Genomic DNA, 15,766 nt, shown 5'->3' on the forward strand with positions numbered 1-15,766 from the left:
AATGGCTGTGAGCTTATCGCTTCTTCTTATTTTCCTGATTTGTCACAGCCCCTAGCTTAATTAGCTTCTTCTTCCTCGTCCGCAGCCGTATGGAATACCTCTTCGATTTCCCGTTCTTCGGCAGTTTCTTCATTTTCAGCCTGCTGAATCATAACAATCTTGCTTTCCAGGTGAGCGCCCTGCAGGACGCTGAATTGTTTCGCTGTGATGTCGCCTTCAATCCAGGCGTTTTTCTGAACATGCAGATCTTCTTCAATTGTCAGATTTCCGTAAATCTGGCCGTCGGTCAGACATTCCACCGCGCTGACGTTGCCGCGAATACTGCACTCCCGATCCATCGTTAATGAATTTGTGCAGGCGACATTGCCTTCGATCTGACCGTTGCGCAGTTCCAGATTCATGGCTGTGACATCGCCGTTAATCTGGCCTTTCACTAACAGATCCTTGCCGCAATGCACGCTGCCGTTGACTGTGCCGAGAATCGTCAGGTTGCAATCGCATTCCAAATCGCCGTTAATCGTTACATCTTCTGTCAATACGGATTCCTCCGCGTTGATTGTCTGTTTATTCTCCATTTTCTCCACTTCCTCCTGTTTTGGCTGGGATATCATTTCCGTCGCAGGGACTGCAACGTTTTCAAAGAATGCCGGTTCGTCTTCCAGCTCTTCCTGTTTTTTGCGATTTCTAAACATAAACGCCCTCCTTATTCTGTTATTCATTATTCCAGCTTTAACGCGAAAGTCAATTCTTGAAATTCAGAAAAATCTTACGATTTAATAACGCACTGTCTTTCGGATTCTGTTAACGCAGGACAAGCTTTTTATCTTGAGATCCAGGCACAGATTTTCATGAATTTCGCTTGCGTTTTTCTTAACTGTCCGCTATTGTGGAAGTCAGGAGGCGGTTAAAATGGATCTTTCGTTCAATGTTGGAACGTCCTGCTTCAACCTCAGAGCCTGCGCGATAATCGTTCACGGCGAGACCTTATTGGTGATGAGGGATCAAAAACAACCTTATGCTTACCTGCCGGGCGGCCGCATCAAACTGAACGAAACGGCGCAGCAGGCATTGATTCGAGAATTACAAGAAGAAATTGGAATCCAGGCTCAGATCGAACGCCCGTTGTGGGTGACGCAGGCCTTCTTCACAGAATCGGCGAGCCAGCAGAAGTTCCATGAAATCGGCTTTTACTTTCTCGTTTCCTGCAAGGAAAACGAAACGTTGCCCACGATCAATAATTTTATCCGCTGGGAAAATGGGATTGAGCATCGCTTTGAATGGGTCTCCTTTGATGAATTAAGCGATATTGATGTTCAGCCGGAATTCATCAAAAATCGGATCAGGTCTCTGCCTGAACAACTCGAACTCCTACTGGACTTCAATCAAGGATCGCCCGACTTCGGTTGATTAAACCACGGATCCAGTGCCTGGGCTGCGGAGAACAGATCGGGTTAATATTAAACTGAAGAACAGAATAAAAGCCGGGATTATTTTCTTTGCATGGATGCCGGCTTCTAATAAAAAACAAGGAGGAGTTCGTGTTTTTTTCAGAAGTTATTTTTTCTCAAAAGAGAGAATGTGCTTATGCGAACTGCTTCTTCAGACGATGGCCGGCGGCTGCTCAGCGTTTTGTTTTTCAGCCAGCGCAATAAAGGATTCCAATTCCGGAGTTGTCCTGACGGAATACCAGGCGATGCCCAGCGGCACAGGTTTAACGTCTTTAAGCGGTATTTTCAATAAACCGGAGAATTTCTTTGACCGTGAGCAGGGCAAAATCGTAAATCCAATGCCCGATTGGACTGCGATCAACATACTGTCGAAGCTTGTATAGATTGTCTGGACGGCGATCTTTTTAGCCTTCAGCTGCGCCCGGGTGATCAGGCGGGGATTCCGGTGCAGTTCGGTGTTGGCCAGGATCAGCTTTTGTTCGCTTAAATCGTCAAAGGTCAGATATTTGTAGGCCGCCAGCGGATGCGTCTTACTGACAAGTACATAGTATTGCGATTCCATAATCGGCAAAAAGTTCAGCTTGGGATCGTTTTCCACTTCAAATTGATAACAAAACGCCATTTCCACTTCGCCGGTTACCAGCAGCTGCCGGCTGCCGCGGTCTTCCTGCGTCAGGATGTTGACATGCACGAGCGGACAGCTTTCTGAATAATTCTTAATGATCTGCGTCAGCTTGGCGTAATCCGCCAGCCGCCGGACTAACAAGTTAATCAGTTTCGGCGTTTGAGCGTTCATCGACTGCACGGTCTGAACGATCGTTTCCAGCTGCCGCATCAGCGGTTCCATTTGTTGATAGAAATAAGAACCGGCAGTGGTCAGTTCCACGCTACGGTGGGTGCGGTTGAACAGCGTGACGCCCAGCTCAGTTTCCAACGCTTTGATCTGATAGCTGACGACCGGCTGCGTGGTATAAAGCAGCTCGGCGGCGCGGATGTAGCTCAAGGTTTGAGCGACGGTGAGAAAAGTCCGGATCTGGCTGGTGTTCAACACAAATTCCCCCTTTGTGATCAAATTGACGATCAGCTGCTTTCATTGTATCAGATTTTTTGATCAATAATAAAATAATTTTATTAAGCAATAAAGTATTTCGATTGTTTGAAAACGCTTACGACCCTATAATGAAATCGACAAAAGTTTCACAATGTGAAACCAGAGGAGGGAAAGAAAATGAAGAATATTTCTCGACGGGACTTTTTGAAAGGCAGCGCCGCGACCGTCGCGGGGGCTGCGGCACTGGGGCTGTTAGGCGCCTGTTCGACCAACGACGCACCGGCAGCGTCCACGACTGAAGAAAAGTTTGACAAGGAGTGCGATTTTCTGATCGTCGGCTATGGCCTGGCGGGAGAAGCCGCCGCGCTGGAAGCCAACGATATCGATCCGGATGCCAAGATCTGCATTCTGGAAAAGATGGAAGAAGCGCAGGCTGGCGGCAACTCGATCGCATCTGGCCAGACGGTGATCGTGCCGGCACCGGACGATCTGGATACCTTTAAGAAATACCTGATTGCCTGCAGTCAGCCGAATCCGATTCCGGAAGAATATGTTGATTTCATGGCGAAGGAATTCTCTGATCAGCGCGGCTGGATTCAGGCGACTGTTGATAAGGTGGGCTATGAGCTGGGCTATGTCGGCGGGGGTCCGCTTGCCTGGGGATCATTAGTCACGGAATTTCCGGATCTGGACGGATCCAGCTTTAAGGGCTGTTCCGCGCATGTCCGCAAAGCCGGAACAACGTTTGAATACGGCGGCGTCTGGAGAGGCTTCGATCTGGCTGTCCGCGACCGCGGGGAAAACATTGAGCTGATGTTCTCAACCGCCTTTACAAGCTTGATTCAGAATCTGGAAACCAAAGAGGTCAAAGGCGTTGTGGCTAAAGGCGCGGATGGCAAAGAAATCCGCATCAAAGCCAACAAGGGCGTCCTGTTAGCCTGCGGCGGTTACGAAAATAATTTACAAATGCAGCGGGATTTCCATGGAATGGACATTGTTTATACCGGCGGCACACCGGGCAATACAGGCGACGGCATCCATGCGCTGATGAACACCGGGGCGAAGATCTGGCACATGAAGAATCAGACGCAGTCAGGCGGCTTCTGGCTGGGCATCAAGGTTCCGGAACACGAGGCGACATTTATGCGCAACTTCTCGATGGCCGGCAAAAGCTGGATCGAGGTCTGCTCGGATAACAAGCGGTTTTATAACGAATCCGCGGCGTATCATCGCCAGCACATGAAATTCAAAGAATACGGTCATTACGTCGATCTGCCGCATGACCGCGCGCTGCCGGTTGATCTGATCTTTGATGAAAAGACCCGCACGGCCGGAGCGATCGTTACAAAGTGGCTGAGCTGGCCGATCACGACTGAAGGCTACGTCTGGTCCGATGACAACTCCGAAGAAGTGGCGAAGGGCTGGATTATCAAAGCTGATACGATTGAGGAACTGGCAGGCAAGCTGGGCCGCGATCCGGAAGCACTGAAAGCAACGATTGATGCCTACAATCTGGGATGCAAGTCTGGCAATGATGAATTCGGACGCAGTATAGAAACGATGGAACCGATCGATACCGCACCGTTCTACGCGGTCGGCATTACCCCGACGCTGGTCGCAACGACCGGAGGAGCGGAACGCAACGTCAAAGCCCAGGTTCTGGACTGGAACGACAATCCGATCCCGAATCTGTATGAAGCCGGTGAATTAGGCTCTTACGTTTCCAATCTGTATCAGAACGGCATGTTCCTGGCGGAAGCGATCGCGACCGGACGCGCTGCGGCAGATACGGCGTTCGGCGGCCGTTCGACGGTCACGACGGAGGTCAGCGGTGAGGTCGAAGAAGCAATCGATATCACGAAGAAACCGGATGGCCAGTATGATCAGCTGATCAAGGGCAATCATGGCGAATACACGCTGCGGGCCACGGTTGAGGGCGGCAAGATTACCAATCTGGAAATTGTGTCCGGCCGTGAAAATATGTTCATGGACGACGATCAGCTGAAAGCCTTCTTTGATGAAGTGATCAACGGTCAGAATGTCGAAGTCGACGCGATCTCCGGGGCAACGTTGGATTCCAACAACCTGCTGGACGCGTTAAAGGCGATCTTTAAATAAGCATTAGAAACAGAGTTCATTTATCCCAAAGACAAAAGATACGGAGAGATTTGACTTTTGTCCTGCACGACGGTCTACGGCTGCGGATTCCCCCTGTATTCGCAGCCAAAGGCTTGATTTTCCTTCTTTAAAATCTTTATCTTTATTCCTTTTTATCCGGGTCTGTCTTTCCCAAAGCAAGAGACAGACTCTTTTATTTGTTTCTCCAGGAAGTTCATTCCATTCTGCGGTTGCGTTATCGACGGCAATGTCTGTACAATGAATAAAGAACCAGATAGAATGGAGAAAGAATAGAATTTTCTGCAGCAGGAATAAAAGAAAAGGGAGGAGTCGGAATGACAGGAAAAGCGGTGCGTTTTCATCAAAAGTGCTGGGCTGCCTGTTGGCTGATCGTGATCACGCAGCTGACAGTTTTGTTTTTGCGCTGGCCTTCCCTGCCGGATTTAATCCCGGCTCATTATGATGCCGCCGGGGCGGTTCATCGCTGGGGGAGCAAAGCTGAGTTGTTTTTATTACCCTGTTTTTCAATTTTGATGACCGCGGCTCTGGAATGGGTCAGCCGGCATCCAAAGTGGTGGAATATTCCGGCGGAAGTGACGGAAAAGAATCGCGAAGCTCTTCAATCAGTCACCTTGAGGATTCTTTCAATCATGGAGCTGCTTACAATTCTTGGATTTGCCTTGCTGGAATTTTTAAGCATGACCGGTCGTCCTTTGCCAGCCGGACTGACCGTCGGTTTTGTGTTGGTCTGGATGGCGCTGATTCCCATTGCGATCCTGTGGCTGTTGCGCACAGCGGAAAGATACCGGTGAAAATCGGAAGTCCGGTTTCCGGCTAACAACGTTCTGTTTTATTAAGTCTTGCGAACGGTAATGGGGAGTAAGAACCGAATTGAAAAGGAGCGTGACTTTAAGACGCCCCATCGGAGTACCAACGATTTTTATCGGTTATGCCGAAGGGGTGTCCGGGCGGTCAAAGCCGTGGCAAATCGGGAAGGATTCCGCTACAATAGAAATCAGAAATATCCAGAATCAGGAAATCAGTTGAATCCGGTGTGATTTTGCGCGGGACTGGATAGATCCTGATCAGAAAGAATCCCGAGGAAAAGAACAATGTTGAAAATAAGGATAAAACTATTGGGACTGGCGCTATGTCTAACGGCCTGCACCGCCGTTCGATCCGCTCAGCCGGCTCCATCGCCCAAGCCGGCCCTGCCGATCACGCTGAATGGATCGCTGACACTGCTTTGTTCGTCCGATCTGCACTATCAGAGTGAACGGCTGCAATCCCAGGTGTCGGTTGTGCCGCAGATGATTTACAATGAAGCCATTACGGCGGCGATGCTCGCGCAGATGCAGGAGGCCCAACCGGACCGGATTATCCTGACCGGCGATTTAGTCAATCAGGGCGACGAACAGGATCATCAGAAAATGGCGGCAATGCTGCGGAAGGTGAATGAAACTGTGCCGGTGCGGGTCATTCCCGGCAATCATGATCTCGCGATGGTGACGCGGGGAGAATTTGCGAACCTGTATCATGAATTCGGCTATGATCAGGCCTACTCCCGCGATCCCGATTCGCTGAGCTATGCGGAGCTTACGGACGCCGGGGTGCTGCTTGTTCTGCTGGATACCAACAGCGAAAGGCCGGGCGGCAGCGAGGGGACGTTATCGGACGCAACCTTGAAATGGCTGCAGGACCTGGGAGAACAAGCGCGGCAGTCAGGCTGGCTGATGCTGACCTTCAGCCATCACAATCTGCTCGATCACACCGTGACGGCTTCCAGCGACATCGTCGCCGCGGCAGACACGGTCAAAGTCTTGCTGGAACAATTGAATGTTAAAACGCATATCAGCGGGCACCGCCATACCGGGCATATCCAGACGGACACGGCCGGAGCGCAAAGTCTGACTGAAATCGTGCTGCCGATGCCCATTGCCTGGCCGAATACCTATGGCCGCGTTCAGATCAGCATGGAAGGCTTGGATTATACCCAGGAAACAATCGACGTTGCCGCCTGGGCGCAGACGCAGGGACTTGCCAATCCGGATCTGCTTGATTTTCCTGCTTATTCCGTCCAGGCGCAGCGGCAGGTCAATCAAAGCACGCTGGATTCCACATTGAAAAATGCAGAGCTGACGCCGGAGCAGCGTCAGCTTATGGAAGAGGTATTTCAGCGGACAATGTTCAGCTACCGGCAAGGTCAGCTGGATCAGATCCGCGCTGAATTGTTGGCTCATCCCGGGTATCAAGCGTGGCAGGCTTTGGGACCGGACACGATCTGGAAACGCTGGCTTCAGGCATTGTTAACGAATGAGGAACAAAGCCCGGGCGATCATATCCATGTGGAATATTGAAGCGTCGTGGATAATTCGATAAAATAATACTGGTACTTTTAATTATGGATAAAGCCGAAAAGTTCAGGCGAAGGTCCCGGAGGAGAAAATTAAAATGGCGTCTTTGGAACAGGAAATCGAAGCCGTTCGTGAACAGCTGGACCGGCAGGTCTCGCTGAAGTCCCGCCTGGAGCGGATGAAAGCGCAGCAGGCGAAGCTGAATTGGGAAGTCGGGCTGCGGAAAGAACGCTGGCATCAGGAAGAACAGGATATTGATCAGCTCGAAGCCTTCAGCTGGGCCGCTTTGTGGGCGCGTCTGAATGGACAGCTGGAAGAAAAGCTGTCGGAGCAGCGCCGGGAAGCGCTTGTGGCCGGGGCCCGATTTGAGGCTGCGCGCCGTCAGCAGGAAGCCCTGGCTGTCCAAATTGCCCAGGTTGAACATGAGCTGCAGGATCTGAAGGGCTGTGAGCAGCAATGGGAACGGCTGCTGCAGCAGAAAGCTGAGCATCTGAAGCAAAGACAGCCGGACAAGGCCGCGGTGATTTTCCAGCTGGAAGCGCGGCAGCGGGAATGCCGGCGGCAGCTGAAGGAACTGCGGGAAGCGGCTGACGCGGGAAAAGTGGCGCGGGGTTTAGCCCGCCGATTAGTGGAGAAGATGGACGACGCGCTGACGTGGTCGACTGTCGATCTGTTCGGCGGCGGAATGATGACCGGTTTTGTCAAGCATAGCCGGCTGGAGGAAGCGCAGCAGCTGGCCCAGCAGCTGGAGGATCAGCTGCGCTGCTTTGAAAGCGAGCTGACTGATGTGGATATCCATACATCGCTGGAGTTAACGGTGGATCCATTTTTGCGGATCCTGGATCTTCTGTTTGATAACTTCATTACGGACTGGGCAGTTCAGGAGCGGATAGAGAAAGCCCTTGCCCAAGCTAAAACCGCCGAGGATGAAGTTCAGGCACTGCTGGATCATCTGGCGGCGCGGCAGGATCAGACCCAAAGGGAAAAGGCGGAACTTGACCGCCAACGCCGACTTTTGATCGAACAAACCTCGATCTGAGTCGGCCTCGGATTTCAATCAAATCATACAAAGAAAATCCGGATCCGAATCGACACACTGCTGAGAGGAAACGGTTTTTTTTATCTGCGCGCAGCAGGTAAAAAAATAAAAAAAGCGCCCGTTTGAACGGACGCTGTGAAAGTGAAATTGATTAATTACCAGTACATTTCCCAATCTTTGCTTAAGCGGGTCAGCGCTTCGAAGTAGAAGTAATCGCCCCAGCTGCAGCATTCATCGACACCGTGCTGACGGCAGCCGTTGGTCGGGGTGCTGCGGCAGTAGGTGCTGTTAAGCAGCTGACCGTTGGAAATCTTCGGATCCTTGACGGCGCAGTGATCGTACAGCGCTTTGATCATCCGTTTGGCATCGCTGATCAGCTGATCAGCTTCCGCCTGATCCACGTATTTCGCCATTTCCAGCATACCGCAGGCCGCGATTGCGCTGGCCGAGGAATCGCGCGGTTCGTCGCTGCCGTCGGTGAAATCGAAATCCCAGTACGGAATCAGATCGCTAGGCAGATGATCGATGAAGTATTTCGTAACATGCCGGAACAGCTCAAGGTATTCCGGATTGCGGGTATATTTGTAGCTGATGGCCAGACCGTAGACGCCCCAGCTCTGGCCGCGTGCCCAGGCGGATTCGGCACGGTTGCCCTGGTGGGAAACACCGTGGCTCGGTTTGCCTGTTTCCGGATCGAAGAAATAGGTATGATAAGTCGAATAATCCGGCCGGATCACGACGCTTAAGGCCGTATGGATGTGCTTCAGCGCGATTTCACGATACTTCGGATCGCCGCTGACTTCCGTTGCCCAGTACAATAACGGCAGGTTGAGCAGGCAGTCGATAATCAAGCGGTAGTTGTCCTTCGCGCCTAACGGACCCCAGGCCTGGATGAAACCGCCTTTTTCCTGGAACCGGGTGATCAGCTTATCCGCTGCTTTCAGCGCCGCTTCCTTGGCTTTTTCATCGTTAAGCAGCTTATAGGCCGCAACGCAGGAAGGGGAGTACAGGAAACCGAGGTCGTGATGTTCCAGGACGATGTTGCGGTTGACGCGGTCTAAGAAGCTTTCGACATGCGTCAGGCCGGTCTGCTTGAAGCACTCTTCCTTCGTCGCTTCATAAGCCAGCCAGACCTCGCCGGTCCAGAAGCCGTTGGTCCATTCGGTATTGTCCATCAGGGGATAAAAATTGTTGACACTGTTGGGATACTTCATGCTGGTGGTGAAGTCGTTTAAGCCGCTGCGTACCTGCTCGACGGCATAATGAATCGCGTCGTTCAGCTCAGCGTCGGTCAGTTCAGGATAATTTGCAAAGTTCATGGGAAATCTCCTCTCTATGCCCCTATTGTAGCAAGTTTACACCAGAAGTTCAACCATCTTGTATACAAGTTGAAATGAAATTTTATTTCATGGTTAGACATAGAAAAAAACCGGAGTTTTATTCCGGAATTTCCAATGTCAGACACCCTTCCTGAGCCCAGGGCAGCAAAGCCTGAATCTGTCCGTTTTGAATATCGAAAGCGCCGCCCAGCGCCGGTTCTTCAACCCCGGGTGTGTCCAGATTGTTGACCAGGACAACCCGCTTTGCGAAGCTGCCGGCCTGAAGGGCATACGCTCCGGCTTGTTCCTGCTTCCATTCGGTCAGAGGAAAACAGACGTATACCGGCCAGAACACCAGATCCGGCTGCCGCGAAATCATTGCGGAAACAACTTCGTCGGTCCAGCCGTCGCCGCACAACAGGACGCCGATCTGTTTCCCATGATAACGGAAGATTCCGCTTTGCGTTCCTTCCGCATAAAGCTGAGGATCAGCGTCGTGGATTTTCCAGCCCGGCGACATCCGCGCATAATCAAGCAGGATTTCCCCCTGATTGGAAATAATCAAATAATTGCTCGTCCATTTTCCCTGATGAAACCGGAAATAACCGACGCCGATGCCGGAATGAACCGTTCTTGCCAGATCCCGCAGCCAGCTTATCGGCGCATCGCTGTGACCGACAGCCCATTGCCGGTCATGATCCGGATCAAAAGTCAGACTGTTAAAGCCTTGAAGAAAAGCTTCGCCGAAAAGGACGAAATCCTGATCAGGATGCGCCCGCAGAACGGCTTCGATTTTATTTAAGTTCTGAGATAGGTTTCCGTTGACGGAGAGTGCGGCGGCCAGCGTAATTTTCATATTGGACTCACCTCGATTATTTCCCGGGTAATTTTAACTATCAGTCGATTCAAGCTTTCGTACTCAGACAGATTTTTTCTGATAAATCCGCAGGATGAATTCCACCTCTGTGGACAATTGCGCCAAAGCGGCCAGCTTCTGTTTATTCTCAATCGAAGTCTTGTAATAATACGGGGTCATCGTAAAGAGATCCTGAATCTGCGCCTGACTTTCCAGCTGTATTTCATAACGTAAAGTCTGTTCGTCAATCAGATCAAACTCCGGGGCGGCGGTCGTTTCCTGCGGATTGAGATACGGCGTATCGTATAAGACTTCTTTTAAGCCCCATAAATGCCGCGGGCCAGGGCCGACGACGATCAGTTTTCCCTGATCTTTCAGCACGCGCGCATTTTCAGCCATTGCCAGCGGTGCAAAGCAGGACCAGATCACGTCGATTGTCTGATCCGGCAGCGGCAGCTCAAAGACCGAAGCCGCCGCGAAATGAACGGAAGGACAGCTTCGCCCCGCCTGCTTCAGCGCTTCCTTGGATAAGTCGATGCCAAAACATTCGCAGTTTTTCAGCGTTTCACACAGCTCCGTATAGTAACCCTCGCCGCAGCCGGAATCCAGCACGGATGAGGGATTGAGCGTCTGGATCAATTCCGTTAACTGATCTTTCAGCGGCTGGTAGGCTCCGCTTTGCAGAAAGCGCGTGCGGGCTTTGACCATTTCCGCGTTGTCGCCGTGGATTTTCTTCGACGAACGGATTAAGTTGACATAATGAAAACGCGACAGATCAAAGCTGTGGCGTTTTTCACATTGATAAACAGACTGCGTCAGCGTCAGCGGCCGGCGGCAGACTGGACATAAAAAGGGAATCATAACGAAGACCTCGCTTTTCTGTGGATAGTGTAGCATATTTACCGGAAAAACGGTAAAATAATTCCAACGAACAAGCCCTGTTCCAACGAAGATCAAAGGAGAAATAAGTTATGTCAAAAACGTTGATTCTGGATATCGACAACACCCTGATTGAAGCGATGAAGGAACTTCAGCCCCGCAGCGAAGCGGCGCTCCGGCGATGGCTGGCGGCCGGACATCGGCTGGTGTTTGCCAGCGGCAAGAACGCCTGCGCGTTTGACGATCTGATCACCCTGTTGAAAATGCAGGAAGGCTGGCACATTGCTTCCAACGGCGGCGTTCTGGCAGAACCTTCCACTGGCCGGTTTGAGCGGCTGGCGTGCGTCGGCGCGCGGAGTCAGCGGTGCATGGATGTTATGGATCAGCTGGGGATTCCCTATTTTGCGTACACGCTTGATGAAATCGTGATCAACCGGCCGATGCCGCAGGCACAGATTGACCATCTGGAATTTTTAAAGGATCCGCGCGTGGTGCTGCGTGATGCGATCGATCCCCGGACGGTCGTCAAGCTGTTGATGTTTATCAACGCCGCCGACGAAGAAACCCCGCGGCGTTTGCGGCAGGCGCTGCAGCCGGAAACGATGGGGCTGCAGCTGATCCGCACCAGCGGCGAGCTGCTGGAAATCCATGATCAGCATCAGACCAAGGCGGTCGGGGTGCGCGCCCTGGCCAACAAGCTGCATCTGGATGTGAATGATTTGTACGCGGTCGGCGACAGCGAAAATGATATGAGCATGTTGGAAATCGTCGGCCATCCCTATATCGTCGCCAACGCCTCGCAGACCTTGAAAGACCGCGGCTGGCCGCAGCTGGCAAGCTGCCGTGAGGAAGGCGTGGCGGATCTGATCGACACGCTGTTAGCGGACTGAGGTCACTTCCGGCTGCCGCGGTTGACAAGCTGGGAAAAGAAGCGAATAATGGAAGAATAAAGATAACGCTGAATGAAAACGGAGGCGGTTCTATGTTTATTTTTAGTTCAGGCAATCAGGAAAGCTTTTATGAAATGCAGGATAAAATCAACCGCAAGCTGCGTTCCCTGCGCCGGCTGGGACTTGTCCTGGCGGCGGTGCTGGTCGTGCTCGGCATCGTGCTGTTGTTCTGTCCGCAGTCGGTCGTCTTGTGGATTGAGCGGGGAATTGCGGTCATTCTGGGGCTGGTCGGGATTGTGGAAATCCTTGACTACCTGTCGACCAGCGCGCTGTTCCGGCAAAGTCTGACGATTGTCCGCGGGCTGTTCGATCTGTTGATCGCAGTCTTGCTTTTGCGGGCCGATGCGGAAATGGTCATCACGGTGTTCGCCGTCCTCTTGGGCGTCAGCGCGATTGTGATCGGAATCCATAAGCTGGATTACGCGATGAAGCTGAACTATTTCCGGGTTGAGGGTTCCGGCATGGCGATCGCGGGCGGCGTGCTTTCGGTGATCGCTGGTATTTGTTTTCTGATCAGTCCGTTAAGCTCGGCGATCGTGCTGACGACGCTGATCGCGGCATATTGTATACTGGGAGGCATCGCGTTGTTTATCGAAATGCTTTCCTTTAAAAACCGGTAAGGGAGGAATCAGAAATGGATTTCAAGAAACAGGCGGAAAAGCTCGTCCAGAACGTGACGCAGGCCGCGGAAAAAGGCACGGAGCGGGCAAAGGACAAGCTGGATCAGACCAAGCGTCAGATCGAACTGAAACGCCAGCTGAAAGCGACGGAAGAGATGTTGAACACGGCGTACATGGAAATCGGCCGGGCGTACGCGTCAGCCCGGGAAGAAGACCGGGAGATGCCGGAGGTGGAAAACTGGCTGGAACAGGTGCGCACCTCGCAGATCACAATCGCGGATCTGCAGCGTCAGCTGGCCGTGCTCAAGAGCATTGATTAACGAGGATTCAGCGGGATATAACGGCAAGGCAGATCTGATGCAAATAAGGTTACAAAGGTGTTCAGCACGCTGTTGAGGAAGAATGATGATGCGAGCATATCCAGAGGACTATTTAAATGATGTTGTGGAAAGTCAAGAAAAATTGTTTGATTTTGCAGCTCATTCCTATCCGGATAAGGATACAGAAGATTTTATCGAATAGTATATGAAAAGCAAAACAAGAAAAAAGTTTGACGAAGCGATGGCCTATGTCAACACAATGAGCGCCGAAGAATTGTGGATATACTTTATCAAAACGGAAAAGTATACTTTGAAGGCAGGTAAAGCTCTGGGCGGGTTCATGCCCGATTGGATCGGCGAGTTTTATGCGTATTATCAATGGTATTACAACATTCCGAGCTGGGAAGTGATCGAGAAAGTGCCGCTCGATTTCCTAAAGAAAGCATATTCCGGACTGCATGATTTAGACTTGGATTTGGCCGTGCAGAAAGTAGGTGAAACAAGATGAAAATCGTTTGTTTTCATAACCCTGACGAAGAAAATGGATATTTAAGCAATTGGTATCCTTCCCGATTTATAGTGAAGAATAGCGTATTCTCCTCAATGGAGCAGTTTATGATGGATCGTAAAGCAGTTTGCTTCCACGATGAAGCTTCCGCAGCGCAGATTCTGGCCACGGAGGATGTTGCCCGGATTAAAGAACTTGGCAGACGTGTGTCCAATTACGATGATCATCATTGGAATGGAATACGTCAGATCGTGGTTTACGAGGGCCTGCTTGCGAAATTTTCTCAGAACGAGGATTTAAAAGAACAACTTAAGGCAACAGGAGATGCTGTTTTAGCGGAGTGCGCGGTAAAAGACCGGATCTGGGGCATCGGACTTTCGATGTCTGATCCTGACAGAATGAACAGGAAGAAGTGGCAAGGTCAGAATTTGCTTGGATATGCCTTGATGATGGTGCGTGAACAACTGTAATTCCGTCTGAGGCGATGCGGGCTTTAGAACAATGATCTAGAAAACGAATAAATTTGAAAAGTTTGAAACCGGCTGAAATTCAGTAAGGTCTTCAAACTTTTATTTTGAAGCCCAAGAAAAACGCTGAAATCCGCGCTTGGAATTGACAACCTCACCGCCATTCGTTACACTGAATCCGTTATCTTATCAAATCAAACAAGGAAGGGTTAGACTATGAGTATTTTAACGCTGGAACACTGCAGCCACAGCTTTGGCGGCCGCAGTATTTTTGAAGACGTCTCGTTCCGCCTGTTAAAAGGCGAACACGTCGGACTGCTGGGAGCCAACGGCGAGGGCAAGAGCACGTTTATGAAAATCATCACGCGCAAGCTGGAACCGGAGGAAGGAAAAATCACCTGGAGTAAGAACGTGAAGGTCGGCTATCTGGATCAGCACGCCGTGTTGGAACCGGGGATGACGATCCATGACGCTCTGGCGCAGGCGTTTGCCGGGTTATTCGATATCGAAAAACAGATCACGGCCGGTTATGAAAAGATGGCGGACTGCACGGAAGACGAGATGAACGAGCTGCTGGAACAGATCGGCGAATGGCAGGATACGCTGGAACACCATGATTTCTATCAGATCGACGTCAAGATTGAGGAAGTTGCCCAGGCGCTGGGGCTGAGCGAGATCGGACTGGACCGGGATGTCAGCGAATTGTCCGGCGGCCAGCGCACGAAAATTCTGTTAGCGAAGCTGCTTTTGGAAAAACCGGACATTCTGCTTCTGGACGAACCGACCAACTATCTCGATGAGCAGCACATCCGCTGGCTGAAAACCTATCTGCAGAACTATGAAAACGCGTTTATCCTCATTTCTCACGATATGCCGTTTACCAATGAGGTCGTCAATCTCATCTACCATGTGGAAAACTGCCGGCTGACCCGCTATGTCGGCAACGTAGACGAATTCCACCGCCTGTACGAGCAGAACAAGCTGGCGCTGGAAGCGGCGTATCAGCGTCAGCAACAGGAAATTGCCCGGATGGAGGATTTCGTCGCCCGCAACAAGGCACGCGTCGCGACCCGCGGCATGGCGAATTCCCGCGCAAAGAAGCTGGCGAAGATGGAACGGATTGAACTGAGCGCGGAAAAGCCGAAGCCGACCTTCCGCTTTCAGATGGGGAAAACCCCAGGCAAGGTCATCTTTTCCACAACCGATCTGGTAATCGGCTACGACGAACCGCTTTCCAAACCGATCAACCGGGTGCTGGAAAAGGGTCAGAAAGTGGTGATTACCGGCGCGAACGGACTGGGTAAGACAACGCTGATGAAAAGCCTGATGGGGCTGATCCCGCCGGTCAGCGGTTCCGTCCAGCTGGGCGAGCATGTGGAGATCGGTTATTTTGAGCAGGAAATCACCGAGCCGATCCGCCGCACCTGCATCGAGGAACTGTGGCAGACCTATCCCGCTTATTCCCAATATGAAATCCGCAGCGCGTTAGCCCGGTGCGGTTTGACGACCGATCAGATCGAAAGTCAGGTGATGGTGCTGTCCGGTGGGGAACAGGCGAAGCTGCGGCTGTGCAAGCTGCTGAATACGCCGTACAACGTGCTGTTTCTGGACGAACCGACCAACCATCTCGATCAGGATGCCAAGGACGAGCTGCACAAAGCAATCGCTGAATATCCGGGAACGGTGCTGCTGGTCTGTCATGAAAAAGAATTCTACACCGATCTGGCAGACGCCGTCTGGGATTTAAGCGAAGTCAGTCTGCGCCGCTGATCACGTATGCGCCGCCCGCTTTGATGCTAAACTAACGATGACGAACCGACGTCGTCGAAAGGAGAAG

At 51.6% G+C, this 15,766-nt stretch carries 16 protein-coding genes; 11 read left to right on the top strand and 5 right to left on the bottom strand.

Features of this window, described 5'->3' with window-relative positions:
• Window positions 1-56 precede the first annotated feature (56 nt).
• Entirely contained in the window at window positions 57-692 is a 636-nt protein-coding gene (locus tag DWY25_RS16850; RefSeq protein ID WP_181981890.1) for a bactofilin family protein, read from the bottom strand.
• Window positions 693-909: 217 nt separating this feature from the next.
• Here DWY25_RS16850 and DWY25_RS16855 point away from each other — a divergent pair, with 217 nt between their 5' ends.
• Window positions 910-1,407 carry an NUDIX hydrolase gene (locus DWY25_RS16855; RefSeq protein ID WP_117896226.1) on the top strand — a complete coding sequence of 166 codons (498 nt, stop codon included), beginning with the start codon at window positions 910-912 and terminating at the stop codon, window positions 1,405-1,407.
• Between the two features lie 192 nt (window positions 1,408-1,599).
• Here the strand turns inward: DWY25_RS16855 and DWY25_RS16860 are convergent, their stop codons facing one another.
• A complete protein-coding gene (locus DWY25_RS16860) occupies window positions 1,600-2,499 on the bottom strand; it encodes a LysR family transcriptional regulator (RefSeq protein ID WP_147336714.1) in 900 nt (299 codons plus the stop codon).
• 177 nt (window positions 2,500-2,676) lie between these two features.
• Here DWY25_RS16860 and DWY25_RS16865 point away from each other — a divergent pair, with 177 nt between their 5' ends.
• From DWY25_RS16865 to DWY25_RS16880, 4 genes are all read left to right on the top strand, one after another.
• On the top strand, window positions 2,677-4,617 hold the full coding sequence (locus DWY25_RS16865; RefSeq protein WP_117896228.1) for an FAD-binding protein: 1,941 nt from the start codon (window positions 2,677-2,679) through the stop codon (window positions 4,615-4,617).
• A gap of 335 nt (window positions 4,618-4,952) precedes the next feature.
• Window positions 4,953-5,429 carry a DUF1648 domain-containing protein gene (locus DWY25_RS16870; RefSeq protein ID WP_117896229.1) on the top strand — a complete coding sequence of 159 codons (477 nt, stop codon included), beginning with the start codon at window positions 4,953-4,955 and terminating at the stop codon, window positions 5,427-5,429.
• A gap of 300 nt (window positions 5,430-5,729) precedes the next feature.
• Window positions 5,730-6,974 carry a metallophosphoesterase gene (locus DWY25_RS16875; protein ID WP_117896230.1) on the top strand — a complete coding sequence of 415 codons (1,245 nt, stop codon included), beginning with the start codon at window positions 5,730-5,732 and terminating at the stop codon, window positions 6,972-6,974.
• 94 nt (window positions 6,975-7,068) lie between these two features.
• Window positions 7,069-8,010, top strand: a complete 942-nt coding sequence (locus DWY25_RS16880; RefSeq protein WP_117896231.1) for a coiled-coil domain-containing protein — start codon at window positions 7,069-7,071, stop codon at window positions 8,008-8,010.
• Between the two features lie 155 nt (window positions 8,011-8,165).
• Here the strand turns inward: DWY25_RS16880 and DWY25_RS16885 are convergent, their stop codons facing one another.
• The 3 genes from DWY25_RS16885 to DWY25_RS16895 all read right to left on the bottom strand — a co-directional run bounded on the left by DWY25_RS16885 (window position 8,166) and on the right by DWY25_RS16895 (window position 11,046).
• A complete protein-coding gene (locus DWY25_RS16885; RefSeq protein ID WP_006060117.1) occupies window positions 8,166-9,329 on the bottom strand; it encodes a glycoside hydrolase family 88 protein in 1,164 nt (387 codons plus the stop codon).
• 118 nt (window positions 9,330-9,447) lie between these two features.
• Window positions 9,448-10,185 carry a carbon-nitrogen hydrolase family protein gene (locus DWY25_RS16890; RefSeq protein ID WP_117896232.1) on the bottom strand — a complete coding sequence of 246 codons (738 nt, stop codon included), beginning with the start codon at window positions 10,183-10,185 and terminating at the stop codon, window positions 9,448-9,450.
• A gap of 63 nt (window positions 10,186-10,248) precedes the next feature.
• Window positions 10,249-11,046, bottom strand: coding sequence for a methyltransferase domain-containing protein (locus tag DWY25_RS16895; RefSeq protein WP_181981891.1), 798 nt, complete (start codon window positions 11,044-11,046; stop codon window positions 10,249-10,251).
• A gap of 110 nt (window positions 11,047-11,156) precedes the next feature.
• Here DWY25_RS16895 and DWY25_RS16900 point away from each other — a divergent pair, with 110 nt between their 5' ends.
• The 6 genes from DWY25_RS16900 to DWY25_RS16925 all read left to right on the top strand — a co-directional run bounded on the left by DWY25_RS16900 (window position 11,157) and on the right by DWY25_RS16925 (window position 15,699).
• A complete protein-coding gene (locus DWY25_RS16900; protein ID WP_117896234.1) occupies window positions 11,157-11,954 on the top strand; it encodes an HAD-IIB family hydrolase in 798 nt (265 codons plus the stop codon).
• Between the two features lie 92 nt (window positions 11,955-12,046).
• The gene (locus DWY25_RS16905; RefSeq protein WP_117896235.1) at window positions 12,047-12,634 is read left to right on the top strand and encodes an HdeD family acid-resistance protein; all 588 of its coding nucleotides are present in this window, start codon (window positions 12,047-12,049) and stop codon (window positions 12,632-12,634) included.
• 14 nt (window positions 12,635-12,648) lie between these two features.
• Window positions 12,649-12,954, top strand: coding sequence for a hypothetical protein (locus DWY25_RS16910; RefSeq protein WP_117896236.1), 306 nt, complete (start codon window positions 12,649-12,651; stop codon window positions 12,952-12,954).
• A 205-nt stretch (window positions 12,955-13,159) separates the two neighbouring features.
• Entirely contained in the window at window positions 13,160-13,462 is a 303-nt protein-coding gene (locus DWY25_RS16915; protein WP_244926008.1) for a hypothetical protein, read from the top strand.
• Window positions 13,459-13,932 (top strand): NADAR family protein, encoded by a 474-nt coding sequence (locus tag DWY25_RS16920; protein WP_117896237.1) that lies wholly within the window; start codon window positions 13,459-13,461, stop codon window positions 13,930-13,932. The genes DWY25_RS16915 and DWY25_RS16920 overlap by 4 nt, the downstream gene beginning before the upstream one ends.
• A 213-nt stretch (window positions 13,933-14,145) precedes the next feature.
• Window positions 14,146-15,699 carry an ABC-F family ATP-binding cassette domain-containing protein gene (locus DWY25_RS16925; protein ID WP_117896238.1) on the top strand — a complete coding sequence of 518 codons (1,554 nt, stop codon included), beginning with the start codon at window positions 14,146-14,148 and terminating at the stop codon, window positions 15,697-15,699.
• The last annotated feature ends 67 nt before the right edge of the window (window positions 15,700-15,766 follow it).

Source organism: Holdemania filiformis (genome assembly GCF_003459085.1).
GTDB lineage: Bacteria > Bacillota_I > Bacilli_A > Erysipelotrichales > Erysipelotrichaceae > Holdemania > Holdemania filiformis.

Bases quoted from the DNA above. Each gene is read 5' to 3' on its own strand.
- DWY25_RS16920 (WP_117896237.1), top strand. From the start codon at position 13,459: ATGAAAATCGTTTGTTTTCATAACCCTGACGAAGAAAATGGATATTTA.
- DWY25_RS16910 (WP_117896236.1), top strand. From the start codon at position 12,649: ATGGATTTCAAGAAACAGGCGGAAAAGCTCGTCCAGAACGTGACGCAG.
- DWY25_RS16895 (WP_181981891.1), bottom strand. From the start codon at position 11,046: ATGATTCCCTTTTTATGTCCAGTCTGCCGCCGGCCGCTGACGCTGACG.
- DWY25_RS16855 (WP_117896226.1), top strand. From the start codon at position 910: ATGGATCTTTCGTTCAATGTTGGAACGTCCTGCTTCAACCTCAGAGCC.
- DWY25_RS16880 (WP_117896231.1), top strand. From the start codon at position 7,069: ATGGCGTCTTTGGAACAGGAAATCGAAGCCGTTCGTGAACAGCTGGAC.
- DWY25_RS16915 (WP_244926008.1), top strand. From the start codon at position 13,160: ATGAAAAGCAAAACAAGAAAAAAGTTTGACGAAGCGATGGCCTATGTC.
- DWY25_RS16925 (WP_117896238.1), top strand. From the start codon at position 14,146: ATGAGTATTTTAACGCTGGAACACTGCAGCCACAGCTTTGGCGGCCGC.
- DWY25_RS16885 (WP_006060117.1), bottom strand. From the start codon at position 9,329: ATGAACTTTGCAAATTATCCTGAACTGACCGACGCTGAGCTGAACGAC.
- DWY25_RS16905 (WP_117896235.1), top strand. From the start codon at position 12,047: ATGTTTATTTTTAGTTCAGGCAATCAGGAAAGCTTTTATGAAATGCAG.
- DWY25_RS16850 (WP_181981890.1), bottom strand. From the start codon at position 692: ATGTTTAGAAATCGCAAAAAACAGGAAGAGCTGGAAGACGAACCGGCA.
- DWY25_RS16900 (WP_117896234.1), top strand. From the start codon at position 11,157: ATGTCAAAAACGTTGATTCTGGATATCGACAACACCCTGATTGAAGCG.
- DWY25_RS16865 (WP_117896228.1), top strand. From the start codon at position 2,677: ATGAAGAATATTTCTCGACGGGACTTTTTGAAAGGCAGCGCCGCGACC.
- DWY25_RS16890 (WP_117896232.1), bottom strand. From the start codon at position 10,185: ATGAAAATTACGCTGGCCGCCGCACTCTCCGTCAACGGAAACCTATCT.
- DWY25_RS16870 (WP_117896229.1), top strand. From the start codon at position 4,953: ATGACAGGAAAAGCGGTGCGTTTTCATCAAAAGTGCTGGGCTGCCTGT.
- DWY25_RS16875 (WP_117896230.1), top strand. From the start codon at position 5,730: ATGTTGAAAATAAGGATAAAACTATTGGGACTGGCGCTATGTCTAACG.